Origin of the sequence: Marinobacter sp. EhC06 (genome assembly GCF_001650915.1) — a bacterium.
In the GTDB taxonomy this organism is placed as follows: Bacteria; Pseudomonadota; Gammaproteobacteria; order Pseudomonadales; family Oleiphilaceae; genus Marinobacter.
In genome coordinates, this window is record NZ_LXYO01000036.1 from 39,416 (window position 1) to 64,691 (window position 25,276).

At 59.4% G+C, this 25,276-nt stretch carries 23 protein-coding genes; 11 read left to right on the forward strand and 12 right to left on the reverse strand.

Features of this window, described 5'->3' with window-relative positions; all coding sequences use genetic code 11:
• Nucleotides 1-28: 28 nt before the first annotated feature.
• Complete coding sequence (rep, locus tag A8B84_RS19285; RefSeq protein WP_064228466.1) at nt 29-2,047, reverse strand: DNA helicase Rep; 2,019 nt, start codon at nt 2,045-2,047, stop codon at nt 29-31.
• 143 nt (nt 2,048-2,190) lie between these two features.
• On the opposite strand from rep, the gene A8B84_RS19290 reads away from it, so the two are divergent.
• The 4 genes from A8B84_RS19290 to rmf all read left to right on the forward strand — a co-directional run bounded on the left by A8B84_RS19290 (nt 2,191) and on the right by rmf (nt 8,273).
• The gene (locus A8B84_RS19290) at nt 2,191-3,927 is read left to right on the forward strand and encodes a putative bifunctional diguanylate cyclase/phosphodiesterase (RefSeq protein ID WP_064228465.1); all 1,737 of its coding nucleotides are present in this window, start codon (nt 2,191-2,193) and stop codon (nt 3,925-3,927) included.
• Nucleotides 3,928-3,976: 49 nt separating this feature from the next.
• Nucleotides 3,977-6,316, forward strand: a complete 2,340-nt coding sequence (locus tag A8B84_RS19295; RefSeq protein ID WP_064228464.1) for a Tex family protein — start codon at nt 3,977-3,979, stop codon at nt 6,314-6,316.
• A 66-nt stretch (nt 6,317-6,382) separates the two neighbouring features.
• Nucleotides 6,383-7,936, forward strand: a complete 1,554-nt coding sequence (gshA, locus tag A8B84_RS19300) for a glutamate--cysteine ligase (protein ID WP_064228463.1) — start codon at nt 6,383-6,385, stop codon at nt 7,934-7,936.
• A 121-nt stretch (nt 7,937-8,057) separates the two neighbouring features.
• On the forward strand, nt 8,058-8,273 hold the full coding sequence (gene rmf, locus A8B84_RS19305) for a ribosome modulation factor (RefSeq protein WP_064228462.1): 216 nt from the start codon (nt 8,058-8,060) through the stop codon (nt 8,271-8,273).
• A 20-nt stretch (nt 8,274-8,293) separates the two neighbouring features.
• Here rmf and A8B84_RS19310 read toward each other — a convergent pair whose 3' ends face one another.
• Nucleotides 8,294-8,743: a flagellar basal body-associated FliL family protein gene (locus A8B84_RS19310; RefSeq protein WP_064228461.1), complete on the reverse strand. Its 450-nt coding sequence runs from the start codon at nt 8,741-8,743 to the stop codon at nt 8,294-8,296.
• A 93-nt stretch (nt 8,744-8,836) separates the two neighbouring features.
• Here A8B84_RS19310 and A8B84_RS19315 point away from each other — a divergent pair, with 93 nt between their 5' ends.
• On the forward strand, nt 8,837-9,343 hold the full coding sequence (locus A8B84_RS19315; RefSeq protein WP_201257918.1) for a disulfide bond formation protein B: 507 nt from the start codon (nt 8,837-8,839) through the stop codon (nt 9,341-9,343).
• Between the two features lie 100 nt (nt 9,344-9,443).
• Nucleotides 9,444-9,923: an Rsd/AlgQ family anti-sigma factor gene (locus tag A8B84_RS19320; RefSeq protein WP_064228459.1), complete on the forward strand. Its 480-nt coding sequence runs from the start codon at nt 9,444-9,446 to the stop codon at nt 9,921-9,923.
• Between the two features lie 92 nt (nt 9,924-10,015).
• Here the strand turns inward: A8B84_RS19320 and A8B84_RS19325 are convergent, their stop codons facing one another.
• The 3 genes from A8B84_RS19325 to A8B84_RS19335 all read right to left on the reverse strand — a co-directional run bounded on the left by A8B84_RS19325 (nt 10,016) and on the right by A8B84_RS19335 (nt 11,797).
• Nucleotides 10,016-10,732, reverse strand: a complete 717-nt coding sequence (locus A8B84_RS19325; RefSeq protein WP_064228458.1) for an FKBP-type peptidyl-prolyl cis-trans isomerase — start codon at nt 10,730-10,732, stop codon at nt 10,016-10,018.
• Between the two features lie 124 nt (nt 10,733-10,856).
• Entirely contained in the window at nt 10,857-11,243 is a 387-nt protein-coding gene (locus A8B84_RS19330; RefSeq protein WP_064228457.1) for a DUF4124 domain-containing protein, read from the reverse strand.
• Nucleotides 11,240-11,797, reverse strand: coding sequence for a TIGR02444 family protein (locus A8B84_RS19335; RefSeq protein ID WP_064228456.1), 558 nt, complete (start codon nt 11,795-11,797; stop codon nt 11,240-11,242). The genes A8B84_RS19330 and A8B84_RS19335 overlap by 4 nt, the downstream gene beginning before the upstream one ends.
• A 46-nt stretch (nt 11,798-11,843) precedes the next feature.
• Between A8B84_RS19335 and A8B84_RS19340 the strand changes: the two genes are divergently transcribed.
• A complete protein-coding gene (locus A8B84_RS19340) occupies nt 11,844-13,784 on the forward strand; it encodes an ATP-binding cassette domain-containing protein (RefSeq protein ID WP_064228455.1) in 1,941 nt (646 codons plus the stop codon).
• Nucleotides 13,785-13,790: 6 nt separating this feature from the next.
• On the opposite strand, the gene ppx is transcribed toward A8B84_RS19340, so the two are convergent.
• Nucleotides 13,791-15,317, reverse strand: a complete 1,527-nt coding sequence (gene ppx / locus A8B84_RS19345) for an exopolyphosphatase (protein WP_064228454.1) — start codon at nt 15,315-15,317, stop codon at nt 13,791-13,793.
• Between the two features lie 303 nt (nt 15,318-15,620).
• Between ppx and trxA the strand changes: the two genes are divergently transcribed.
• Entirely contained in the window at nt 15,621-15,947 is a 327-nt protein-coding gene (trxA, locus tag A8B84_RS19350; protein ID WP_008169901.1) for a thioredoxin TrxA, read from the forward strand.
• Between the two features lie 64 nt (nt 15,948-16,011).
• On the opposite strand, the gene A8B84_RS19355 is transcribed toward trxA, so the two are convergent.
• From A8B84_RS19355 to moaB, 4 genes are read right to left on the reverse strand one after another with little or no spacing between them, the layout of a single operon-like run.
• Nucleotides 16,012-16,458, reverse strand: coding sequence for a molybdenum cofactor biosynthesis protein MoaE (locus A8B84_RS19355; protein WP_064228453.1), 447 nt, complete (start codon nt 16,456-16,458; stop codon nt 16,012-16,014).
• A gap of 1 nt (nt 16,459) precedes the next feature.
• Nucleotides 16,460-16,720 carry a MoaD/ThiS family protein gene (locus tag A8B84_RS19360; RefSeq protein WP_064228452.1) on the reverse strand — a complete coding sequence of 87 codons (261 nt, stop codon included), beginning with the start codon at nt 16,718-16,720 and terminating at the stop codon, nt 16,460-16,462.
• A 2-nt stretch (nt 16,721-16,722) separates the two neighbouring features.
• Entirely contained in the window at nt 16,723-17,937 is a 1,215-nt protein-coding gene (gene glp / locus A8B84_RS19365) for a gephyrin-like molybdotransferase Glp (RefSeq protein ID WP_064228451.1), read from the reverse strand.
• A 34-nt stretch (nt 17,938-17,971) separates the two neighbouring features.
• Nucleotides 17,972-18,544, reverse strand: coding sequence for a molybdenum cofactor biosynthesis protein B (moaB, locus tag A8B84_RS19370; protein ID WP_064228450.1), 573 nt, complete (start codon nt 18,542-18,544; stop codon nt 17,972-17,974).
• A gap of 365 nt (nt 18,545-18,909) precedes the next feature.
• Here moaB and rho point away from each other — a divergent pair, with 365 nt between their 5' ends.
• From rho to A8B84_RS19385, 3 genes are all read left to right on the forward strand, one after another.
• Nucleotides 18,910-20,172 (forward strand): transcription termination factor Rho, encoded by a 1,263-nt coding sequence (gene rho, locus A8B84_RS19375; protein ID WP_008169890.1) that lies wholly within the window; start codon nt 18,910-18,912, stop codon nt 20,170-20,172.
• 246 nt (nt 20,173-20,418) lie between these two features.
• Nucleotides 20,419-21,906 carry a 4-hydroxy-3-polyprenylbenzoate decarboxylase gene (gene ubiD / locus A8B84_RS19380; RefSeq protein ID WP_064228449.1) on the forward strand — a complete coding sequence of 496 codons (1,488 nt, stop codon included), beginning with the start codon at nt 20,419-20,421 and terminating at the stop codon, nt 21,904-21,906.
• Between the two features lies 1 nt (nt 21,907).
• Nucleotides 21,908-22,912 carry a 2Fe-2S iron-sulfur cluster-binding protein gene (locus A8B84_RS19385; protein ID WP_064228448.1) on the forward strand — a complete coding sequence of 335 codons (1,005 nt, stop codon included), beginning with the start codon at nt 21,908-21,910 and terminating at the stop codon, nt 22,910-22,912.
• 1 nt (nt 22,913) lies between these two features.
• Here the strand turns inward: A8B84_RS19385 and A8B84_RS19390 are convergent, their stop codons facing one another.
• Together A8B84_RS19390 and A8B84_RS19395 are read right to left on the reverse strand one after the other, a co-directional pair.
• A complete protein-coding gene (locus A8B84_RS19390) occupies nt 22,914-24,155 on the reverse strand; it encodes a heme biosynthesis HemY N-terminal domain-containing protein (protein WP_064228447.1) in 1,242 nt (413 codons plus the stop codon).
• Nucleotides 24,152-25,276 (reverse strand): uroporphyrinogen-III C-methyltransferase, encoded by a 1,125-nt coding sequence (locus tag A8B84_RS19395; protein WP_064228446.1) that lies wholly within the window; start codon nt 25,274-25,276, stop codon nt 24,152-24,154. Before A8B84_RS19395 ends, A8B84_RS19390 begins: the two co-directional genes overlap by 4 nt.

Below are 25,276 nucleotides of genomic sequence, written 5' to 3' on the forward strand. Positions count from 1 at the left end.
TTGCAGTATTTGTGAAAAAAAGTGAAATCTACAGGCCGAGATCGCCCAGAAGCGCGCTCAGAGTCGCTTTTCCCTTCTTCTGGTTGGCTTCCACATCAAGGTCGCCAGTGCCTTCCCACTTGAGATCTTCTTCGGGCAGTTCATCAAGAAAACGGCTCGGGATGGTTTCCAGCTTTTCCCCGTACTGTTTTCGGGTAGCCGCATAGGTCAGCGTCAGTGTTTCCCGGGCGCGGGTAATGCCTACGTACATCAGCCGCCGTTCCTCCTCAATGTTGCCTTCCTCGATGCTGCTTCGATGGGGCAGGATTTCCTCTTCAAGACCCATGATGAACACATGGGGGAATTCCAGACCCTTGGAAGCGTGCAGCGTGAGCAGCTGAACCTTGTCGCTGTCGTCGTCCTCTTCCCGCTGTTCCATCATGTCCCGAAGGATCAGTTTGGTAATGGCATCTTCGATGCCGAGCTCATCGGCCGTGCCCTTGCCGTCATCGAGCATGCGCTGGATGGATTCCACCAGGTACCAGATATTTTCCATCCTTCGCTCGGCCTGCTTGGGCGTGCCTGAGTGCTGGTGCAGCCATTCTTCGTACTCGATGTCCGTGAACAGCTGCTTGATCACGGGTATCGGGTTTTCGCTGTGCAGCCGCTCGCAGGTGGCATCTACCCAGTGAGCAAACCTCCGGAGACGATCCAGCCCCTTCTCGGTTACGTGGGTCTCTGCGCCCATGTCACCCAGGGCCTTGAACAGGCTGACATTGCGGGAGCGGGCGTAGTGGCTGAGCTGCTCCAGGGTGCGTGGACCGATTTCCCGGCGGGGCACGTTGACCACCCGCAGGAACGCGGCGTCGTCGTCCGGGTTGATCAACAGCCGCAGGTAGGACATGGCGTCCTTGATCTCGTTCTTTGAGAAAAAGGACTGGCCGCCGGAGATGCGGTAGGGGATTTGGTAGGCCTGCAGCTTCATTTCCAGCAGGCGTGCCTGGTGGTTGCCACGGTACAGCACGGCGAAGTCCCGGAAATCGAGGCCTTTTTTCAGCTTCTGATCGAGAATCTCGGTGGCCACCCGGTCGGTTTCCGCGTCTTCGTTGCGGCACCGGACAATCCGGATTTCTTCGCCGATAGTGTGATCACTCCACAGAGCCTTCTCGAACACGTGGGGGTTGTTGGCGATCACGGTGTTAGCGCTGCGCAGGATCCGTGCGGTGGACCGGTAATTCTGCTCAAGCTTGACGATTTTCAGGCTTGGGAAGTCTTCCTTGAGCTGGGCCAGGTTTTCCGGCCGGGCACCGCGCCAGGCGTAGATCGACTGGTCGTCGTCGCCAACCACGGTAAACGCGGCCCGCTCTGCCACCAGGAGTTTGACCAGTTCGTACTGGCACACGTTGGTGTCCTGGTATTCATCCACCAGCATGTAGCGAATCTTCCGCCGCCATTTCGCGAGCACGTCTGGATTCGAGCGGAACAGCATCACGGGAAGCAGGATCAGATCATCAAAATCGACCGCGTTGTAAGCCTTAAGGTACTCGTTGTATTTCCTGTAGATGATCGCAATGCGCTGTTCGCGCTCATCCGCGGCTTTGCTCAGGGCTTCGGCCGGCCCCCGCATGGCGTTTTTCCAGGATGAAATGGTCATCTGGATGTCATTGAGCTCGTCCCCGGCCTCGGCACTGGCTTCCCGGAGCATCAGATCCTGTAACAGGGCCTTGGCATCCTCGGCATCGAAGATGGAAAAACCGGGGTGGTAACCGAGATGCGTGTGCTCTTCCCGGATCATATTGAGGCCAAGATTATGAAAAGTGGATACAATCAGGCCCCGGGTCAGCTTCCTGTCGACGATTCGGCCAACCCTCTCCTTCATTTCCCGGGCAGCCTTGTTGGTGAAGGTGACTGCGGCAATATGACGCCCCGGGATTCCTAGCTGCTCGATCAGGTAGGCAATCTTGCGGGTGATCACGCTGGTCTTGCCGCTGCCGGCACCGGCGAGCACCAGCATCGGGCCATCAGCATAGCGGACTGCTTCGCTTTGTCTCGGGTTGAGCTTGTTCACAAATAAATGGCCAGAATGGAACGAAATGGGGATAACGGACGTGGGCTTATTCTACACCAGACAGAGTTACTGTACCTTGGGGATCTATCGACTATGATTAACAGAACGGACTCGGTTGTTCACGCATAAATGGATCCTGCTTGATGACATTGCCACTGGAAACCATGAGGCCCGGACAGTTGCGCCTGTTGGTTCTGACACCAGATTACGCTGATTTTCTCTGGCTGAATGCTCTTCTGGCGGGCGACGTCGAAATCAGTGCGGACGCAACCTGGTGCCCGGACCTGGTGGATTGTGATGATCTGATCCGCAACGCCAGTTTTGATGTCATCGTTTGGGACTGCGTGTTTCATGGTGGCTCAGAGGCATCTTTCCTTCAGTACCTGGCGGTTGCCAGCAATGAAAAGCCCGTGCTTGCTCTGAGTGCCGAGCCTCCCGGGGAGCGGGCGCCCGAATTGCTTGCTTCGGGCGCCGCTGATTATCTCAGTCGCCAGAACCTGGACCACTGGAATTTCCGGCGGGCTGTGAAATGCCTCTGGTATCGGGATCAGTTGTCCGAGTCCGCCCACGGTCAACTCGGCCGCGAAGTCGCCACCGGTTTTATCAACCGGGACCTTTTCTTCGATCGTCTCCAACAGGCCTTGCTACGGGCCGAGCGGGCCGGCCATCGGCTGGCTTTACTGCACCTCAACATTGATGACTTCCGCAGCATCAACGAATCGTTTGGCTACCAGAAAAGCGACCAGTTGATGATGAAGCTGGCAGAGCGGCTTCGTCATTCGCTCCGGCGGGTGGATTCGCTGATGCGTATCGGGGGCGACGAGCTGGCCATTATTGTCGAAAAGGTCGAGGACTCCCTGGATATCACCCAGATTATCCGCAAGGTGGTCAACGCCCTTGATGAGCCGGTTACCATTGATGGCCAGACCGTAGTGGTCAGTGCCAGCCTTGGCGTTGCAACCTACCCGGAAGCCGGCGACAGCGCCGAAAATCTGTTGCGCCGGGCCAACCGTGCCATGTTCGAAGCAAAACGGGACCCGGGCACCAGCTACCGTTTCTATGACCGCCAGCTGCACATTTCCGCCGGTTATCAGCTTCGTCTGGAGGCGGACCTCCGCAACGCCCTGAGAGGCAAGGAGCTGGAGCTTTACTACCAGCCCAGGATTGATCTGGCCACCGAGGAGGTTCGGGGCGTGGAATGCCTGTTGCGCTGGAATCATCCGGAGCGTGGGCTGGTGGGGCCGGACGAATTCATTCCGGTGGCCGAGCGCAGTGGGTTGATCGTGCCCATTGGTTACTGGGTCATCGAACAGGCCTGTAAGCGTTTGCAGGAATCTGCTGAACTCGGTTTCCCCGGGCTGGTGTTCGCGGTCAATCTGTCATTCCGGCAGTTTCACGATCGCAAGATGACTGAAACCATTTTTCGCATCATCTTTAACGCCAACGTGGATACCAGTCTGCTGGAGCTGGAGCTGACCGAGAGTGCCATGATGCACGACCCGGAGTATGCCCAGCGCTGCCTGCGGGAATTGAACCAGCTGGGGATCAGTTTTGCCCTGGACGATTTCGGAACCGGCTTTTCATCGTTGAGTAATCTTCAGCATTTGCCGATCTCGCTGGTGAAGATCGACAAGTCGTTCGTGCAGGAGTTGGGCAATTCGGCAGACGCCGAACACATCATTCGGGCCATCATCAGCCTGGCCCACAGCCTGCAGATCAGCGTGGTCGCCGAAGGTGTGGAAACCGAGGGGCAACTGGAGTTTCTGCGCCAGCAGCATTGCGATGAAATCCAGGGCTATTATTACGCCCGGCCCATGCCCTGGGCAGATCTTGTGCAATTCCTGAACAAGCGGGGTCAGGCCGCTTGCCTGCAGCAGTAAGCCGCTGTACCTTTGCTGGTTTATTGGCAAAGCATCAGACAGAGGTTGCATGAACAGTATCTCCAGGCGTATCGCCGAGGAACTCGGTGTCCGCGAGCAACAGGTTAATGCCACCGTCGAACTGCTCGACGAGGGCGCGACCGTTCCGTTTATCGCCCGCTACCGGAAAGAGGTCACAGGCTCACTGGATGACAGCCAGCTAAGGAACCTGGAAGAACGCCTGCGCTATCTGCGGGAACTGGAAGACCGTCGTGCCACCATCCTCAAGAGCATCGAGGAGCAGGGCAAGCTGACCGACGAGCTCAAGGCCAGCATTAACGAAGCGGATGCCAAGAACCGTCTGGAAGATCTTTACCTGCCCTACAAGCCCAAGCGCCGGACCAAGGCCCAGATTGCACGGGAAGCGGGTCTGGAGTCGCTGGCTGATGCCCTCTACGATGATCCGACTCTGGATCCCGAAACCACTGCCCAGGGCTACCTGAACAAAGAAGCCGGCGTGGAAGATACCAAGGCTGCGCTAGATGGCGCCCGGTACATACTGATGGAGCGGTTTGCCGAGGACGCCGAGCTGCTGGGCAGCCTGCGGGACTTCATCTGGCAGGAAGGCCAGCTGAAAGTCACCGTGGTGGAAGGCAAGGAGAACGAGGGGGCCAAGTTCCGGGATTATTTCGACCACGTCGAGCCCCTGAAAAAAGTGCCGTCCCACCGCGCCCTGGCCATTCTTCGGGGACGGAACGAGGGTGTTCTTGGTTACACCATCGTGGTCGGTGATGCCGACGACGACCGTCGCGCGCCCCATCCGGCCGAGCAGCGTATTGCCGCACGCTGGAACATCCGGGACAACGGCCGCGCTGCCGACAAATGGCTTTCGGAAGTTGTGCGCTGGACCTGGCGGGTGAAGTTGTCCACCCAGATTGAAACCGATCTTATGGCACAGGTCCGCGAAGCAGCGGAAACCGAAGCCATCAACGTCTTTGCTGCCAACCTCAAGGATCTCCTGCTGCTCGCGCCGGCTGGTCCACGTCCGACCCTGGGCCTGGATCCAGGGCTACGCACGGGGGTGAAAGTGGCTGTTATCGATGGCACTGGCCAGGTGGCCGGCCACGGTGCCATCTTCCCCCATGCGCCCCAGAACCAATGGGACCGTTCCATCGAGCAGCTGGCGGCCTGGTGTCGGGAGTACAAGATCGAACTGGTGGCCATTGGCAATGGCACCGCTTCCCGGGAAACGGAGAAGCTGGTCGGCGATCTCAGCAAGCGTTACCCCGAATTGAAGCTGGCCCGGATCGTGGTCAGTGAGTCTGGCGCTTCGGTCTACTCAGCCTCAGAGTTTGCTTCCAAGGAATTGCCAGATCTGGATGTCACCATTCGGGGTGCGGTCTCCATTGCCCGTCGATTGCAGGATCCGCTGGCCGAGCTGGTGAAAATCGAGCCGAAATCGATCGGGGTGGGGCAGTACCAGCACGATGTCTCCCAGGTTCAACTGTCCCGCAGTCTGGATGCCGTAGTGGAAGACTGCGTAAACGGCGTGGGTGTGGATCTGAACACGGCGTCAGCGCCACTGCTGGCAAGGGTCTCGGGCCTGAACCAGACCATCGCCCAGAACATCATTGAGTTCCGCAACCAGAACGGCATGTTCCGCAACCGCAAGCAGCTGCTCAAGGTCACCCGTCTCGGGGACCGCACGTTCGAGCAGGCGGCGGGTTTTCTGCGTATTGCCGGCGGTGAGAACCCCCTGGACCGGTCCTCCGTGCACCCTGAAGCCTATGGCGTGGTCGAGGCCATCGCCCGGAAAAATAATCGCGAAGTGGGCGATATCATCGGCGACTCCTCGTTCCTGCGTGGTCTGAATCCCCAGGATTACGTAACAGAACAGTTCGGTTTGCCGACTATCAAGGACATCATCTCGGAACTGGAGAAACCGGGGCGGGATCCGCGACCGGAATTCAGGTTCGCAAGTTTTGAGGAAGGGGTCGAAACCCTGAGCGATCTCAAACCCGGCATGGTGCTGGAAGGCTCGGTGACCAACGTGACCAACTTTGGCGCGTTTGTGGATATTGGTGTGCATCAGGATGGCCTGGTGCACATTTCCGCGCTGTCCCACACCTTCGTCAAGGATCCCCGGGAAGTGGTCAAGGCCGGGGATATCGTCAAGGTCAAGGTGATGGACGTGGATATCCCGCGCAAGCGAATTGCCCTGACCATGCGTATGGACGATCAGCCTGGCGAGAAAAACGAAGGCAAGCCAATGGCTGCCAACCGCGCCGGGGCCAGCCGCAAGGGCGGTAACCGGAACGCCGGCAGTGGCGCTTCCGGTCAGAAATCCCCGCAGGGCGCCATGGCTGGCGCGCTGGCCCAGGCATTGGCCTCGGCGCGCAAGGACAGCTGACGGGCATACAATCTTTTCATCGGCCGGTTGTGCAAAAGAGCAAACCGGCCGCAGCAGGAGTCGACCATGGCTGAATCCCGCCATTCCGTATTTCGTCAGTTCGCCGCCAGCGACTGGGATGGTTTCCTCAAGGGTGTCGAAAAAGAAGGGCTGCGGGTGGATCGCAACGGCTTCATTGCCCAGACCCCGCATCCCGAAGCCCTGGGTTCGGCACTGACCCACCCGAGGATCACCACGGACTATTCGGAGGCCTTGCTGGAGCTGATCACACCGGTGTTCAACAGCACCGGGGGCATGCTGAAATCCCTGCGGGATATCCACACCTACGTGCAGCAGAACCTTGGCGACGAGGTCTTCTGGGCGGCGAGCATGCCCTGTGAACTGGATGGCGATCCGAGCATCCCCATTGCCGAATACGGCAGCTCAAACATTGGCCAGCTCAAGCACGTTTACCGGCAGGGTCTGGCGGTGCGTTACGGGCGTATGATGCAGAGCATCGCTGGCGCCCACTACAACCTGTCGCTACCCGATAGCTTCTGGCAGAAGTGGCAGGAATTGCTCGGAAATGAGCAAAGCCTGAAAGACTTCAAATCGGACCAGTATTTCTGGCTGATTCGGAATTTCCGTCGCCGTAGCTGGCTGCTGATGTTGCTGTTCGGCGCCTCGCCGGCGCTGGATGCCAGCTTCGTTGCCGATGTCAGCCACGACCTCAACCAGTTTGACGAACGCACCTGGTACGGTGAGCACGCCACCTCCCTGCGGATGGGGGATCTGGGTTACCACAACAATGCCCAGGCCTCCCTGAATATCTGTTTCAATGAGCTCAGCACCTACACCCAGACTCTGGATCGGGCTATCCACACAACCTGGCCGGCCTATGAGGAAATCGGCACCCGCCGGGGCGACCAGTTCATCCAGATCAATACCAGCGTCCTGCAGATCGAAAACGAGTATTACAGCGCCGTGCGCCCCAAACGCACCACGCAGCGGGAAGAAAAGCCCATCCAGGCGCTTGAGGCCCGGGGTGTGGAATACATCGAGGTGCGGTGTCTGGATCTTGATCCCTTCTCACCGGTGGGCGTGAATGAGGCTCAGATCGATTTCCTGGACCTGTTCCTTCTGGATTGCCTGCTATCGGACTCGCCCCGTATTGGCGATGAAGAGTGCGAGCGTCTCGATGACAACTACAAGGATGTGGTGTCCAACGGGCGTTACCGTGAGTTGAAGCTATGCCGTGCCGGGGAGCGCACTCCGGTTTCAGAGGCCGCAACCGATATCCTGGCGCAACTGGAACCGCTCGCCGAGTTGCTCGATAGCTGGCGGGGGGATGACACCTACCGTCGCGCCCTGGCTGCCCAGCGCGAGACCTTGAATGGTGAGTGGACGGTTCCGTCTGCCCGGGTTCTGGACGCCATGCGCTCCTCAGGCCTGGGGCATCGGGAGTGGGGCATGGAAATGGCGCAGCAGCACCAGCAAACCCTCAGGCAGGAAGGCCTCGATGCCAGTGTGCGCCAGGCGTTTAATGCCATGACGGCAGATTCCCTGGCCGAGCAGGCGCAGATGGAGCGTGCCGATACCCTGCCGTTCAGCGAGTTTTTGGAACAGTATCTGCGCTCCTGAACGGTAAGTTGGGCCACTGTCGCAGAAGTCTGCGGACCTGACGCACAGAAACCGAACAAAGATTTGTCTCCCTCCGGTCCGGCTGTTAATTTTTGTAACATCAGGATCGGGAGAGACGGCGATGGCAAGGGATATCAAACTCGGCTGGGATGTGGAAGCGCTCAACAAGGCTTACCGTCAGGGCTACATGGCTGCCAACATGGGTATGGACAAAGCCCGCTGCCCCTATCGGGGTGAGGTTGTCATTGCTGCCTGGGAAGCCGGTTGGGACGATGCCGATCAGGTAGCCCGGGATGACCGGGACCAGGCAGACGATCTGTTCTCACGGATCGCCTGATTCCTTGGTCGGGTCCAGCCTTATTTCTGCACCACGAATTCTGTAAACAATACACCGGCGATGCTCTCGCCGGTCTGCTGCTCCTCCAGAACCGCATTTATTCGCTGTTTGGCTTCCTCTCGCAACGCCTCCTGCCCTTCCATTGAGGTGAGGCGTTCTGTGTCAGTCTGCTCGCCAAACAGCATCACCAGTTCGTGTCTCAGGCGAGGCATGTGGGCTTCCAGCGCTGGCCGGGTGCTTGTATTCCGGGCCCGCAGTGTCACGGCGGCCTTCAGGTAGGTCGGCTTGTTGCCAGGCGTGCCCACGTGAGTCACAAAAGGCGGATCCATACTGATGTAATCGGTAACGCCGCTTTCTTCCTCAGCCACTTCCTCTTCGGTATTTTCCTCATCCTGGGAAACGGCGGGTAAGGGCATCATTGCAAACAACAGAAACAGAAGCGTCAGAACGGATTTTGGCTGGCGTGTCATAGGCTTGAAGTTGATCGTGGTTTAGGGTTAAGTGACGAGAATAGCAGGCCCAGTGGCCGCTTGCAGTTTCAATTCACGATTCGAGGTGTTCTTTTGACCAGCAGATGGGTTTTCGGGCTTATTTTCCTTGTATGTGCCGCGCTTCTGGGTGTGGCGTTTTATATGGAGCATGTGATGGGGCTGGAGCCCTGCCCGCTTTGCTGGTTACAGCGGTTCGGCTTTATGGGGGCCGGTCTGGTGAGTTTCCTGGCCTTCCTCCAGGGTCCCACCGGATTCGGCGCTCGGATCTACGGTTTCCTGCTGGTGTTGACCGCCGGAGCCGGTCTGGGCGTCGCCGGACGGCAGTTGTGGCTGCAGAGTCTGCCGGCAGACCAGGTGCCAGCGTGTGGGCCCTCAGTTGATTACATGCTTGATGTCCTGCCCTGGTTTGAAGTCTTGTCTACTGCGCTGCAGGGTACGGGGGACTGTGCCGAAGTGGTCTGGCGGTTCCTGGGTTTGAGCATCCCTGGCTGGACTGCCGTGTTTTTCTCTCTGCTGGTTATTACCGGTCTGGTTCTGATGTTTCGCCGGCAAAAACCCCGGGAGTGGATTCGGAGCTGAAACGGTTGCGGGGGACAGCAGCCATGGGGTAACTTGATCCAAACCTAATAAAAATCAAAACCGAAACAGAAGTACCGAAGACAAGCGGAGAACAGGCGTCATGTTGGAAAATTGCCGAAATGCCAGGGAGCGCTGGGGTGGCGTCAGCGAACTGATTGATCGCTGGCTCAAGGAGCGTCAGGAGCTGCTGGTGCATTACTGCGACCTGTCCGGGGAGAATGACTTCTCGCAGACGGAAGCGCTGAGAGAAAAGTTCGTGCGCCTGTGTGAGGTGCTGGTGGATTACGTATCTACCGGCCATTTTGAGATTTATGAGCAACTGGTTCGCGAAGCCAGGGAATTCAACGATGGCGGCCTCGAATTGGCGGCCAAGGTTTACCCCCGGATTGAGCAGACCACTGAGGTCGCCCTTAACTTCAATGACCGTCTGGATGGCCGGGAATTGTCGGAAGAGGATGTCAAAGAGCTGTTCGGTGAGTTGTCGAAGCTGGGTGAAACCCTGGAGACCCGGTTCGAGATGGAGGATTTCCTCATCGAGCACCTTCACAATGCCCATGCCGGCAAAGTGGCCTCTGCCTGAGAATACGCCTGAATCAAAAAAGCCCCAGCCGGTAACGCCGGGCTGGGGCTTTTTTATGGCTGCGCCAGAACTGGCCGCCGCCTGCCTGGAGCTTAGTCTCCAGAGCCGGGATTGATCTCGAGCAGCTCGACATCAAACACGAGAGTCTCGTTCGGTCCGATTGCCCGGTTACCACCCGGGCCGTAAGCCAGGTCGGAAGGAATGTAGAGCTTGTAGCGGGCACCTTCACTCATCAACTGAAGGCCTTCGGTCCAGCCGGGAATCACCTGGTTAAGGGCGAAGGTTACCGGCTCGCCGCGCTCGCGGGAGCTGTCGAACACCTCACCGGACAGCAGTTCACCAGTGTAGTGCACCTGAACCGTGTCGGTTGCTGCCGGCTTTTCGCCGTCACCCTGCTCAAGCACTTCATACTGAAGGCCTGAGTCGGTGGTTTCCACACCTTCACGCTCGGCATTCTCTGCCAGGAAGGCCTCTCCGGCATCCAGATTCTTCTGGGCCAGCTCTTCCATCTGCTTGCCCTGCTCCTCCTGCAGCTGCTGCTGGTAGGTCATCAGGGCCTGCTGGATTTCCTCGCGGCTCATGCGCTTGGCTTCATCATCGCCAGCGTGGCCGTGCTGGATGCCCTGGAGGAACTGATCCATCTGCAGGTTCGGCAGGTCGTTACCCATGCGCTCACCCAATACCAGGCCCATTCCATAACTGACCTTCTGGTCGGTGGATTCCAGTTTCGGTTGTTCCGGGGCTTCGGGCGGAGTGGAACAGCCGGCAACAAGTCCGGTCACTGCCAGTGCAAGGAGCGTTTTCTTCATTGCATTATCCTTTAACGTCGGTGCTCGGGGCAGGGCCCCGCGTTGTGTTTGTCAGAACGCAGAAGGTAACGGGTTCCGGCGTCAGATGCCACTGAACATGTGTTAAGAAAGCGGACGTGTCAGCTCAGCTGCCGTTGGTACCGGCGGCGGATGGTCCCAGAGAAAAAGGGGCGTTATAGGGGGATCGCCAATCTGTTTCCGGTTCCTGGGGCTGGAGGCGCGGAAAGGCCTTGTCCCGCCGTTCGATGGCGAGGGTGTTCCAGCGGCCCTGTTCCGGCGGCTGGTCAGCATAGTGCCAGTTGCCGTCGGTATCCTGCCACTTGAACACGATCTCGGGGCCCTCGGTGGGAATCGGTGAGGGCACCAGGCCTTCGAAGGCGGGAATTTCCGGCTGTTCCTCTTCTGCCACTGGCTCGGATACCTGCTCCGGATCGTTCAGGCCGAAGAAGATGAGCAATAACAGCAATCCGAGAGCCGGAAATGAGAGCCGTATTAGCCATTTCATCATCATGGCTGGTGGTCTCCCTTGGGAAAGTGGGCCAGGGTTTCGGCCAGTGTATTCAGCAGGGGCCTGGCACTGTCATCAACGAATGATGTCGGTGCGGCCGCAACCAGATTGGTGATGATCAGTGCGTCGCGTCCCTGCATGTCAGCGTGTTCCGGGTTGTTGGTCATTAGCGTTCGCCAGCTCAGGGCCAGTTCGATCTGTTCGGCTTCAAGCTCCAGGCCAGCGATGCCGGTACGGAGCTTTTGACAGTTGTCGGCATTGCCGGGCAGCGATTTTCTCGCACTGCGCAGCGCGACGGTTACACGGTTGCGCCACTCTGTTACCGTAGCGTCCTCGACCCCGGCGAAGATCCTGCCGGAGAATGCTAGCCAGGCCGCACTGAGAATCCGCGTCACGCTCCAGCCCTGATTCTGAAGCGCCAGACAGCTGTTCTGAACGTCCGGATATTTCCAGAACGCCAATGCAAAACGCCAGAGTGGGTTCTCCGGTTCCAGATCTGCCGGCAATTCCAGCGGCGGTGTCGAGAAATCCGGGATGGTAGCCGAGCCGACCGACATAGGCGCTGTGCCTTCCCTGAACACTTTACGTTGATAAAATGAAAACATGTTAACGATAACCGATCTCAGTTTACAACGGGGCGGCGTCTGGTTGCTAGAATCCGTCAACCTTACCGTGCAGCCCGGTCAGCGTGTCGCCATCGTCGGTGCCAATGGTGCCGGCAAATCCAGTCTTTTCCAGCTCTTGCTGGGCCAGTTGGCGCCGGAGCAGGGAGCGGTCTCCCTACCCGGTGGTTGTCGCATTGCCCACATGGCACAGGAAGTCGAAGCAACCGACCGCAGTGCCCGGGATTTTGTCCTTGATGGCGATCTGGATCTGCGTCGCCTTGAAGCGGAGCTTGCCAGGGCAGAAGGCGCCGGTGATGACCATGCCATTGCCCGCATACACGGGGAACTGGATGTGCACGAGGCCTGGTCTGCAGCCCGCAGGGCCGAGGCATTGTTGCGGGGGCTGGGATTCACTGACGAGGACGCCGACCGGCCGGTGTCGGCGTTTTCCGGTGGCTGGCGGATCCGGCTTAACCTGGCTCAGGCCCTGATGCGACCTTCGGATCTGCTGCTTCTGGATGAGCCAACCAACCACCTGGATCTGGATGCCTGCCTGTGGCTGGAGAACTGGCTGCGCCGCTATCCCGGAACCCTGCTGTTTATCTCTCACGACCGGGATTTTATGGATCGGGTCGCCACCCATGTGGTGCATTTCGATCGGCGAAAACTGGAGTTGTATACGGGTAATTACTCAGCCTTTGAAGGCCAGCGCAGTGAACGTCTGGCCCAGCAGCAGGCCGGTTTTGAGCGCCAGCAGGCCAGGATCGCTGAAATTCAGCGCTTCATCGACCGGTTCAAGGCCAAGGCCACCAAGGCCCGCCAGGCCCAGAGTCGGGTCAAGGCCCTGGAGCGGATGGAACGCATTGCCCCAGCCCATATCGACTCGCCCTTCAGTTTCGAGTTTCCAGTGGCGGAAAAGGTCTCCAACCCATTGTTGTCGATACGCAATGGCACGGCGGGCCACGGCGATACCCCGATCCTCAAGGGTATCAATCTGACCTTGCTGCCCGGCAGCCGGATTGGCCTGCTTGGCCCCAATGGCGCCGGCAAGTCCACGCTGATGGATGCGCTTCGCGGTGAGGGTACCTTGTTGTCCGGGGATCGAACCTGTGGCGAGCATCTGGCCATCGGTTCTTTCGCCCAGCATCAGCTGGAATCACTGGATCTGGATGCCAGCCCGTTTCTGCATTTGCAGAGGCTGGCGCCGAAAGCGTCAGAGCAGAGTATCCGGAACTTCCTCGGTGGGTTTGATTTTCACGGCGATGAGGCTTTGAGCGCCGTCCGGTCATTTTCCGGCGGGGAAAAGGCCCGGGTGGCGCTTGCCGTTATTGCCTGGCAGAAACCGAACCTACTCCTGCTGGACGAGCCCACCAACCACCTGGATCTGGAAATGCGCCAAGCCCTGACCATGGCACTGCAGAACTTTGAAGGCGCCATTGTGGTGGTCTCCCACGACCGGCACCTGCTGAGAAACACGGTGGACGAGTTCTGGCTGGTCAATGACGGCCGGGTGACGGAATACCAGGGTGATCTTGAGGACTACGAGCGCTGGCTGGCCGACCGCCGGAAAGATGATACCGAAGCGCCCAGACGAATGCCGGCCGGACAGCAGGCTGCGGAAGAGACTGCTGACGTGGGTGAGAGTGCCGAAGACCGGAAGGCACGCAAGCGGGCAGAGGCGGCCGTGCGCCAGAAACTCAGTCCCTATCGTAAAAAGCAGACTGCTCTGGAAAAGGAAATGGAGCAGCTTCAGCAGGCGTTGTCAGCTCTGGAGGAACAGCTGTCCGATCCGGGTCTTTATGACGACAGCGGCAAAGCGCGTCTGAAAGAGCTGCTGGGCGAGCAGGCCACCGCAACCGCCCGCCTGGAAGAGGTGGAGGCCCAGTGGCTTGAAGTCAGTGAAGAGGTGGAATCCCTGGAGGCAGAGCTGAGCGGCTGAATGCCGTCAGCCGCCGTTCAGTTCCAGAACAAAATCCTGTTTGGCGAGATAGTCCCGCTCGTTTTCCAGGTCGGCCAGGGTCAGTGGCCTGTCATCCAGCCAACCCGACGGAAACTCCAGCACCAGCTTGTCTTTGTGAGCAGTGAGGGTGAAGGCCGGAGGTTGTTCCATATTGCGCGGGTGTTGAATCAGAACCGCCAGGCGAACCAATACGCAGAGGTACCGCAACCTTGCGATATCTTCCGGATCCAGCCCCTCAAAAATGGCGGAGGCGAATTTGCGCCGGTGGCCGCGCACCAGTGTGGCAAGGTCCCGCTGGAACTGCTGCGTAAAGCCGGGCAGGTCCGAGTAGCGCAACAGGTAGGCACCGTGTTTGTGGTATTGGCTGTGGGAAATGGTCAGTCCGATCTCGTGCAGCCGGCAGGCCCAGCGCAGGACCTCTTCGTCGGCCGCTGTGTTCAGGCCCCAGGCATCAGCCACCTGTTGCCAGGCGGCCACGGCTGTTTCCTCGACGGCGGCACCGTGTTCCTGGTCAACGTGGTAACGTTCCTGAAGGGCGGAAATGGTTCTCTCTCTCACATCTTCGTGCTGGATGCGCCCGACAATGTCGTAGAGCAGGCCTTCCCGCAGTGCGCCGTCGGCGAAAGCCATGTCCCGGATGCCAAGAGACTGGAATGCCCCCATCAGAATGGCAAAGCCCGCCGGAAAGATGCTCTGGCGATCCGAACGTACGCCCAGGTCCCCCAGCTTTTCAGTTTTGCCCATATCCACCAGACGCTTGCGAAGCTCCTGCATGGCGGCAAGGGTAATGGTGCCGTCGGTGATTTTCAGGGTCGCCAGTATGCTGGCAATGGCCTTGATCGAGCCGGATGAGCCGACCGCGCTCTGCCAGCCCACGGAACGGTAGTGCTGACGAATATTGAGCAGTTCCTGCTCGGCATGGGTCACTGCCTTGTCCATCTGCCGCTTGGTGATCTTGCCGTCCGGGAAATACCGGTTCCGGAAGGAGACGCAGCCCATGTGCAGGCTTTCAAGCTCCTGGGGCTCGAACCGCTGGCCGATGATGAACTCGGTGCTGCCACCGCCGATATCGATCACCAGCCGGCGTCCGATGTCGTCAGACAGAGTGTGGGAGACGCCCAGGTAGATCAGGCGTGCTTCCTCGCGGCCGGCAATGATCTCCACCGGATAACCCAGCACCTCTTCCGCCCGGGTCATGAATTGATGGGCATTTCGGGCGACGCGCAGCGCGTTGGTGCCAACAATCTGCACCGCTTCCGGGGGCATCCCCTTGAGCCGCTGTGCGAACCGGCCCAGGCAGGCCAGGGCCCGCTCCTGGGCCTCTTCGGTCAGCCGGTTATACTGATCCAGCCCGGCGCCGAGCTGTACCTTTTCTCCCATCTTCTCGAGGGTCCGGATTTCCCCATGCACTAGTCGGGCAACCACCATGTGGAAGCTGTTCGAGCCCATGTCGATGGCTGCGAGAACCTCGGGTGAGGCGGCAGCGTTTTCGGCGGTGGATGCGGCCGTCACGTGGTCGGAATCCTTTTGATATGAACGTGCCGGGTACTATAAGCGAAATCCCTCAGGCCTGTCAGTAACCGGAAAACCCGGTGTTTGACCGGGGTCAGGCGTAGATCGATCCATGGTAGTGGATCTACCGCTTCACATCCGGCTGATCAATCGCGTAAAGTATGTCGTACCGTGATTTGGGTGAAAGGTTGTCTGCAAACCCGGGCAGCCTTCAGCGACAGTCAACAGCACCTGTGCCCGGTATGGTAATCCCACCAGGGACATGCCGATGTGCAGCAGTAGTGCATGAATCAGGAAAAGGTAATGAGCGGAAATATCGTAAATGTAACCGACGCTTCTTTTGAGCAGGATGTACTGCAGTCCGACGTCCCCGTATTGGTGGACTACTGGGCCGAGTGGTGCGGTCCCTGCAAGATGATTGCGCCGGTGCTTGAAGAGATTGCCGACGAATACGACGGCAAACTGAAAGTCTGCAAGCTCAACATTGACGAAAACGAGCAGACCCCGCCGAAGTTCAACATCCGTGGTATCCCCACCCTGATGCTGTTCAAGAACGGCAATGTGGACGCCACCAAGGTCGGCGCACTCTCCAAATCTCAGCTGGCGGCCTTCCTGGACAGCAATCTCTGATTGCAGTCGGGCCACCAGAAACCGCTCCTGAGTCGAGGCTCAGGGGCGGTTTTTTTATGGCCAGTTACTTCCAGTCCCCAGAGCGCGCCAGATCGGATTCTTTCTGTTCCACCCAGTGCTCTCCGTCTGAGGTGATTTCTTTCTTCCAGAACGGCGCCGAGGTCTTCAGGGCGTCCATGATGAATTCGCAGGCCGCGAACGCGTCCCCCCGGTGGGCACTACACACCCCCACGAAGACAATCTGGTCGCACAACGCCAGTCGCCCGACCCGGTGAATGACTCGGACCTTGCGCACATCCCAGCGTTTTGAGGCCTCATCAAGAAGCCCCTGGATCACCTGTTCCGTCATCCGGGGGTAGTGCTCCAGGTAAAGTCCCGTGACGCCCTGCAGGTCGCCGCTGTCCCTTACCAGGCCGGTGAACGTCGCAATGGCGCCGGTGCCGGCACCGTTGTCACGAAGCGCGGCGTACTCGGTGGCAACATCAAAATCTTCAGACTGGACCGAAATCATCTCAACCTCCGGTGACCGGCGGGAAAAAGGCCAGCTCATCGCCGGCTTTTATCTCGGAACCGGGTTTCGCCATGGCCTGGTTGATCGCAATCATCACTGGCTGGTCGCCCTGCAACTGGCTCCAGGGGCCGCCCTGGCTGGCCAGCTCTGCCAGCACATCGCCAGCGGTCAGGCCGGGCCTGGCGTCTACGGCCAGTTGGTCGGTTTTCAGCTCCTCGCGCAGGCGGGCAAAGAAACGTACCGTAATCGTGTTATCACTCATGGTCAGCTCAACAGTTCCGCAAACGAATAGTAGGTTAGCAGGTCACCGGGGCTTACTGTGGTGTTTTCGGGCACCACGGCCAGTCCGTCCGCCCAGCAGGTGGAGCTCAGGATGCCCGAGCTCTGATTGGGGTATGCGGCTACTACCGGCCCGGATCCCCGGCTTTCCTTCCGGGCCCTGACAAACTCCCGGCGCACCGATGCCGAGGAAATGGAAAAGTCTGCGGGTATCCGCTCGCCCGAGAGAGGTTTCGGGTTGCGCCCCTGGCGTTTCCGGATGTAGGGCATGCCCACCATCAGGAAAGTGACCAGCACGGATCCGGGATTGCCGGGCAGTCCCAGCACCGGCGTTCCGCCGATGGCACCAAAAGCCACGGGTTTGCCGGGTTTGATCGCCATTTTCCAGAGCGACAGGCTGCCGGACTCCTCCAGCACCGCTCGTACATGATCTTCCTCACCCACGGAAACGCCCCCGCTGGTGATAATCAGATCGGCAGACTCCGCCGCACGCAACAGCGTTTCCCGGGTGGCCTCGCGTTTGTCCTTCAGTGTCTCGCACAGCACGACGTTGCAACCGGCTTCGGTGAGCAGCCCCATCAGAGTGAAGCGGTTACTGTTGTAGATCTGTCCCGGCCCGAGGGGCGTGCCAGGGTCCACCAGCTCATCTCCGGTGGAGAGAATGGCGACTTTCAGCCGCGCCAGAACGGCAACCCGGGCAACGCCCATGGACGCCAGCAGCCCCATCTCGTTCGGGCGCACCTGTGTGCCTTTTGCCAGCGCAAGGTCGCCCCGGGTCAGATCCTGGCCCCGTCGGCGAATATTCTGGCCTTGGTCTACCTCTGCCTGGACAAGAATTCCGCCGTCCGTCACCTCAATCCGCTCTTGCATCACCACCGAGTCGGCACCCTCGGGAATCTCTGAGCCGGTAAAAATGCGCGCGGCAGTGCCGGGCTCCAGGGGCTTCGGCGCTTCACCGGCCGGAATCCGCGCCGAGACCGGTATGGGCTGATCGCCATGAAGATCCTGTTTGCGCAGGGCGTATCCGTCCACCGCACTGTTATCTGCCGGCGGCACGTCTGCCGGAACATAGTGGTTCTCGGCAAGAACCCGGCCCAGGGAGTCGGCCAGGGCGACGGTTTCAATCTGCGTAACCACCGGTGCTTCCGACAACAGGTGGTCCAATGCATTTTCCAGGGGCGTGAGGTTTGGGTTGGCCATCAATTCTGAACTCCGGTCAGGATGTCTTCTCGCCTCAGCGCTTGGCGCGCTGTCCAATCACTTCGTTGAGCCGCTGCATGGGCTTCTCGGGTTTGCGTAAGACCAGGCCCGAGAAATTGCACGGCGTGTGACGGCTGTCCAGTTGACTGAGGAGAATGCCTTCCCAGCCGGTGCGGCAGGCACCGGTCGAGCCGGGCAGGCAGAAAATCACCGTATGGTTCGCCATCCCCGCCATCGCCCGTGACTGCACGGTCGAAGATCCGATCTCGGCGGCGGACAGGCGACGGAATTCCTCGCCAAAGCCTTCTACGGTTTTGTCCAGCAAAGGCCTGACTGCCTCCGGCGTGCTGTCGCGTTCAAGCAGACCGGTGCCACCGGTAATGATCACGACATGCACCTGGGAATCGGCGATCCAGTTGGACAACAAGGCCCGCACCAGATATACGTCGTCAGGCAGGATCCGGCGGGCGACCAGGTTGTGGCCGGCCTCGACCACGCTGTCCTCCAGGAACTGCCCGGAGGTGTCCTGTTCAGGCCCCCGTGTATCGGACACGGTCAGCAGGGCAACGTTCAGGGGTTTGAGTTCGGTACTGGGTACACTGCTCATGGATGGCGCTCCAGAATCGTTGAAAAGTGGTTATACGCCAGTATCGCCATCACGGGCTTCCAATGGAAGGGAGTAACCCATCAGGGGGAGGCTCTAGAGGCCTGTTGTGGCCGGTTTGACGTGAAATTGCCGTTAATTTGTGCAGTGCACTTGACATTCGCCAGTCAGGTGGCCGATGATCGCTCTTGCCCGGCGAACGGTTGTTCCCACTCTCTGGCTTCAGTACCTTAATTCCGGACTCCATCTACACCGGTTGCTCCAACTGGCCAGCATCAAGTTCAGCGTTTTTTTACGATCAATACGTTCAGGGGCACCCCTGTCATTCCAATACTCGTTTACTTCCATTCCTGAAAATCCAACAAACTATGAATCTTACTGAACTCAAGCAGAAATCCGTGCCCGAATTGCTCGATATTGCGCAAGAGATGGGCCTCGATAACCTGGCTCGTTCGCGCAAACAGGATGTGATCTTCACCATTCTGAAGAAGCACGCAAAAAGCGGCGAAGACATCTACGGCGACGGCGTACTGGAAATTCTGCAGGACGGCTTCGGCTTCCTCCGTTCCGCCGATGCCTCCTACCTGGCAGGACCGGACGACATTTACGTCTCTCCCAGCCAGATCCGCCGCTTTAACCTGCGCACGGGTGATACCGTTGCCGGCAAGATCCGCCCTCCTAAAGACGGCGAGCGCTACTTTGCCTTGTTGAAGGTCAGCGAGATCAATTTCGACAAGCCGGATAACGCCCGAAACAAGATTCTCTTCGAGAACCTCACGCCCCTGTTCCCGGACGAGCGCCTGATGCTCGAGGCCGGTAACGGCAGCACCGAGGACCTCTCGTCCAGGGTTCTGGACCTGGTAGCGCCCATCGGCAAAGGCCAGCGTGGACTGATCGTGTCTCCGCCCAAGGCCGGTAAGACGCTGCTGATGCAGAGCATTGCCCAGTCCATCACCCGTAACAATCCAGAGTGCCATGTGATGGTACTGCTGATTGACGAGCGGCCTGAGGAAGTGACCGAGATGCAGCGCACCGTGCGCGGCGAAGTCATCGCCTCCACCTTCGACGAGCCGCCGGCCCGTCACGTTCAGGTGGCCGAGATGGTGATCGAGAAGGCCAAACGTCTGGTCGAGCACAAGAAGGACGTGGTTATCCTGCTGGATTCCATCACCCGTCTGGCTCGCGCCTACAACACGGTTATTCCGTCCTCAGGCAAGGTCCTGACCGGTGGTGTTGACGCCCACGCCCTGGAAAAGCCCAAGCGTTTCTTCGGTGCCGCCCGTAACGTGGAAGAAGGCGGAAGCCTGACCATCCTTGCTACCGCGCTGGTCAACACCGGTTCCAAGATGGACGAGGTTATCTACGAGGAGTTCAAGGGCACCGGCAACATGGAGATCCATCTGGATCGCAAGATTGCCGAGAAGCGGACCTATCCGGCCATTAACATCCGTAGCTCCGGCACCCGTCGTGAGGATCTGCTGATGAGTGAAGCCGACATTCAGCGGGTCTGGATCCTGCGCAAACTCCTGCATTCCATGGACGACGACACCGCCGCCATCGAGTTCCTGCTGGACAAGCTCAAGGACACCAAGACCAACGATGAGTTCTTCCAGTCCATGAAGCGTCGTTGATCTCTTCCTAGCTAGGACAAGCGCCTCTGGTTTTGGGGGCTGGCAGAGCCGGGGAGAACCTCCCCGGACACGCCGTGAACCCATCCCTGGGGGCTCGGCATTGCCATCCTTGGCAATGCACGGTCCGGGGAGGTTCTCCCCGGCTCCGCCGTTCATACCAAGTGCGCGCATCTTGTTCCAACTGCCTTAAAGCAGTCCAGCGACCACCGATCTCCGTAGTACTGGCATATCTGAACGGAGTAACCGATGAAATACAACGACCTGCGAGACTTCATTGACCAGCTGGAAAAGCTGGGTGAGCTGAAACGTATCAGCGTAGAAGTCGACCCTCACCTCGAAATGACCGAAATCTGCGACCGCACCCTGCGGGCAGGTGGTCCTGCGTTGTTGTTTGAAAATCCCAAGGGCTATGACATGCCGGTGCTGGCCAACCTGTTCGGGACACCGAAACGGGTGGCGCTGGGTATGGGGCAGGACAACGTCACAGCGCTTCGGGACATCGGCAAGCTGCTGGCGTTTCTCAAGGAACCGGATCCCCCCAAGGGTTTCCGGGATGCCATCGAGAAGCTGCCGCTGTTCCGGCAGGTGATGCGTATGAGTCCCAAGGTGCTTCGTTCTGCGCCCTGTCAGGATGTGGTGATCGAGAAGGATCAGGTGGACCTGTACCAGATACCGGTTCAGCACTGCTGGCCCGGCGATGCCGGACCGCTGGTGACCTGGCCCCTGGTGATTACCCGCGGGCCCCACAAAGAGCGCCAGAACCTGGGTATCTACCGCCAGCAGGTCATCGGCCGCAACCGGCTGATCATGCGCTGGCTGAGTCACCGCGGCGGTGCACTGGACTTTCAGGAGTTCCAGAAGGCCAATCCGGGTCAGCCCTATCCGGTTGCCGTGGCCCTGGGTGCCGACCCGGCGACCATTCTGGGGGCGGTAACGCCGGTGCCCGATACCCTGTCGGAATATGCGTTTGCCGGGCTGCTGCGCGGCAGCCGGACCGAGCTGGTCAAGGCAGGCCTGAGTGATCTGCAGGTGCCGGCGAGCGCCGAAATCGTGCTGGAAGGTTTCATCTACCCGGATGATATGGCGCCGGAAGGACCGTTCGGTGATCACACCGGTTACTACAACGAAGTGGACCACTTCCCGGTATTCACCGTAGAACGGGTCACTCATCGTCGGGATCCGATCTATCACAGTACCTATACCGGTCGACCGCCTGATGAGCCGGCGATCCTCGGGGTGGCTCTGAATGAGGTGTTCATCCCGATTCTGCAAAAGCAGTTTCCGGAGATCGTCGATTTCTACCTGCCGCCGGAGGGCTGTTCCTATCGGCTTGCAGTGGTGACCATGAAGAAACAGTACCCCGGCCATGCCAAACGGGTGATGATGGGGGTATGGTCATTCCTGCGGCAGTTCATGTACACCAAGTTTGTAATTGTCACGGATGACGACGTGAATGCCCGCAACTGGGAAGACGTGATCTGGGCGATCACAACCCGGATGGATCCTGTCCGGGATACCACGCTGGTAGAGAATACGCCCATCGATTACCTGGACTTTGCCTCACCGGTCTCCGGCCTGGGATCCAAGATGGGGATGGACGCCACCAACAAGTGGCCGGGCGAGACCACCCGCGAATGGGGTGAGCCCATCACCATGACAGACGACGTTAAAAAGCGCGTCGATGAGTTGTGGGATACCCTGGGCATTGAAAGTCCGGCATCGCGCCCCGACTGATATGGGCAGTGAACACAGGGCGGTGCGGCTTTTGCCCTCTGGTATCGCCTTCACTGTGGCGCCGGGCGCAGATTTGCTTGGCGCTGCCGCGCAGGCTGGCATTGATGTGCCGGCGGCCTGTCGTAATGGGGTATGTGAAATCTGCGAGGCCCAACTGCTGGTCGGCAGCGCGCTGAATACCCGAAACCAACAGACTATAGAGGTCGGCGAGCGTTTGATGATGTGCCGAAGCATCCCGCTCACGGACCTGGAACTGGAGATATCCGCCGTTATGGCAGCTGGAAACAATCAGCCTGGCAAGTTTCAGGCAAAGGTCGTGGACGTAAGTTCCATCAGTCACGATGTCTATCGCGTTGAGCTGCAGCTTCCGCGGCGTCGGGAACTGTCGTTTCACGCCGGGCAGTACCTGTCGGTTAATCTGCCTGACGCAGACCCCTGTTACTTCTCCATCGCCAGCAGCCCATCGGCCCAGAACATCGAGCTGCATATCCAGGCGACCCCGGAATGGGTGTCCGCGCAGAAGGTTATTGATGCCCTGACGTCTGGTGGCGAAGTAACCGTGGAGCTGCCCCATGGCAAGGCATGCCTGGCATCCGCACCAACGAAACCCTTGTTGCTGGTGGCCGCTGGCACCGGTTTTGCCCAGATGAAAAGCCTCGTGGATTACCTCCGGGAAACGTCCTACGACCAGCCGGTGAAACTGTATTGGGGAGTGCGTCGGCATGAAGACATGTACCTTCGCGCCCTGGCACAGCAGTGGCAGGACGAGTGGCCGCGTTTCACGTTCCTGCCGGTGGTGGGGGATGATGAGGATAATGACTGGGCCGGCCATCACGACCAGCTGGTTCGCGCGGTGCTCGCTTCCGGAATGGACTGGAACAACGTGGAAGTCCATGCCAGCGGTTCGCCCACCATGGTGTACACCCTGATGGATGCCCTGGTAGATGCGGGCTTGCCTGAAGAGGCGTTCTTCTCTGACGTGCTGGAGTACGCACCAAGGACCTGAATCAGGCCCTTGGCATTGGCAGTTCCGGCAGCCCGTTATCCTTGGCCAGTCCCTGCATAAGCAGTTTCACGCTGGCTTCTTCCTCGCCCATGTGGGCATTCAGGCGACTCAGCTCCGCCAGTGCCTCCCGGCTGCGCTTCAGCCGGAGGCTGGTTTCGAAATATTCCCGGGCCTTGCCCCAGAGTTCGTTGCGCAGGCTCAGCCGCCCGAGGGCCAGCAAGAGCTCGGGGTTATTCGGCCGGTCCTTCAGCCATTGTTCGGCCAGTAACAGCTGCTCATCCGGTTTCTGACCCTTCACCCGCCCGTAGAGGTTGATCAGCTCATCGCTCCAGTGGTTGCGCAGCACCTTGCGTAACAGGGTTTCGGTCTGGACCTCGTCGCCAAGGCTGGCAAGCAGGCGGGCGTAATCCCGGATGGTGTATTCGTCGCGGCGCAGAAAGCCGGGGAGTTCGTCCCAGAGCCTGGTCAGCGGTTCCAGCGATGCGTCAGGATCCTGTTTCTGCTGGCGCCGGCAATCCTCCGCGGCACGCTCCAGCAGATTGTGCCAGACCTGACGTTCAAGATCATTGAGTTCGTCTTCCGAAAGCACGCTGCGTTTGCGAAGTTCCGGCAATAATCTGGACAGTTCGCGCCAGTCTTCCAGGCGCAGGTAGGTGTTTTTCAGCAGCTTCAGTACAAAGGGATGATGGGGCGACTGCTTGCGCAGGCGAATCAGGGTCGCCAGGGCCTGCTCCAGCCGGTTGCCCGCCAGTTGCAGTTGGGCCTGGGTGATACCCACTGCCATGTCGGAGCCCGGGGTGCTGTCGAAGGCCTTGCGCAGCAGTTCATCCACCGCCTCGTGATCGCCTGATTCGAACGATGCCTGGGCTGCCGCCAGGTAATTGATCAGGGGTGTGTCGGCATGGCTGGCGGAGGATGTCAGCAGTTTCCGGGCTCTGGGCCAGTTGCCCTCGGCCAGCGCCAGAAGACCCTGAGTGGTCCGCCGCCGGGCCCGGCGCTCATTGCCCCGGGCAATCCAGCCAGCCACCAGGCCGGTGCTGGTTCTGAGCCTGCGGATAACGTTGATGGTCAGCACGGTCAGGACGATCAGGGCAACGATAACGCCCAATCCCACCCAGAAGTTGGTCTCGATCAGGTAATGCCCCAGACTGATCCGGATGTAGCCCAGGTCATATTGCAAACCGAGGGACAGGCCGGTGCCTATCAGCAGCGCCAGCAGAATAATCAGTAACAGGCGAATCATGAATCGTCGCCTCCGTTACCGCCACCGGCGTTACCCTCGCCATTGCCGTTGTTGGCATTAAGGCGCCCTGCCAGACGTTCCTTGAGCAGGTCCAGGGACTGACTGATATCCGGCAGTTCCGGGTCCACGTTCTTACCAGCCAGCTCAGCCAGGGTGTCGCTCAGGGCGGCGACCCGGGGGTTGCTGGCGTTGTACCAGTCCTCAATGGTGGTCCTGGCTTTGGTCAGCGCCCGCTCATACAGCGGCTGATTGCCCCGCAGTACTGCCATTTCGGCCTCTTCCAGCATGAGCTGGAGATTGAGTCGGGCATAGGCGCTCTGGTCCGGGGACAGCAGGGGCTTTACCGGCTCGTCCATGCGGCGCACAACGACCACCTGCATCAGGGTTGATTTCACCTTGTTCCAGGCCCGTGCAACGGCGCCGGGTTCCCCGCCGGTTTCAGCGCTTTCTTCCGTACCGGCGTTGACGACAAAGCCGGGGGCATTCTCGCTGATCAGGGCCTGGTCGGTGAGCTGGTGAATGCTGTCGATGGCGGCTTCCAGTTTCAGGTAGAGACCGGTCCGGTCCACACCGGTAAGACCCTTGAGCGCCAGGATTTCACGGGCGAGCTGCTGGCGAACCGGGTACACACCGATGTCGTCGGATTCGGCCAGTACTTCATCGGCCGCTTCCAGGGCCGACATGGCGCCGCGAATGTCTTTCTCGATCATCAACCGCTGATTGGCAATGCGCAGCAGGTATTCCGCCTCTGCCAGCAGCCAGTCAGTGCGTGTGCGATTTCCGGCTTCCAGCAGTTCACGGGCATTGTGGTCGATCTGACGCTGCTGGGTGGCGATCAGCTCCCGCTGGCTTGCCAGTTTCTCTTCCAGGGACTGAAGGCGCTGGCTCTGCTGGCTGCCGCGGTCACCATAGCGATCTTCCAGCTGGGCGGTATCCTGTTGCAGGCCCTGGAGTGTCTGCATCACGGCCTGATGGTTGTTCCACTGCTGCCAGCTCCAGAGGGCCAGGGCGACAGCGATGATCAGCGCAATGATGGCAACTAGCCATACTGGCCAGAGCTTCTGGCGGGCTGGTGGTTCCTTGGAAACGGTTGCGGGCAGTTGATTCGTTGTCTCTGTCAC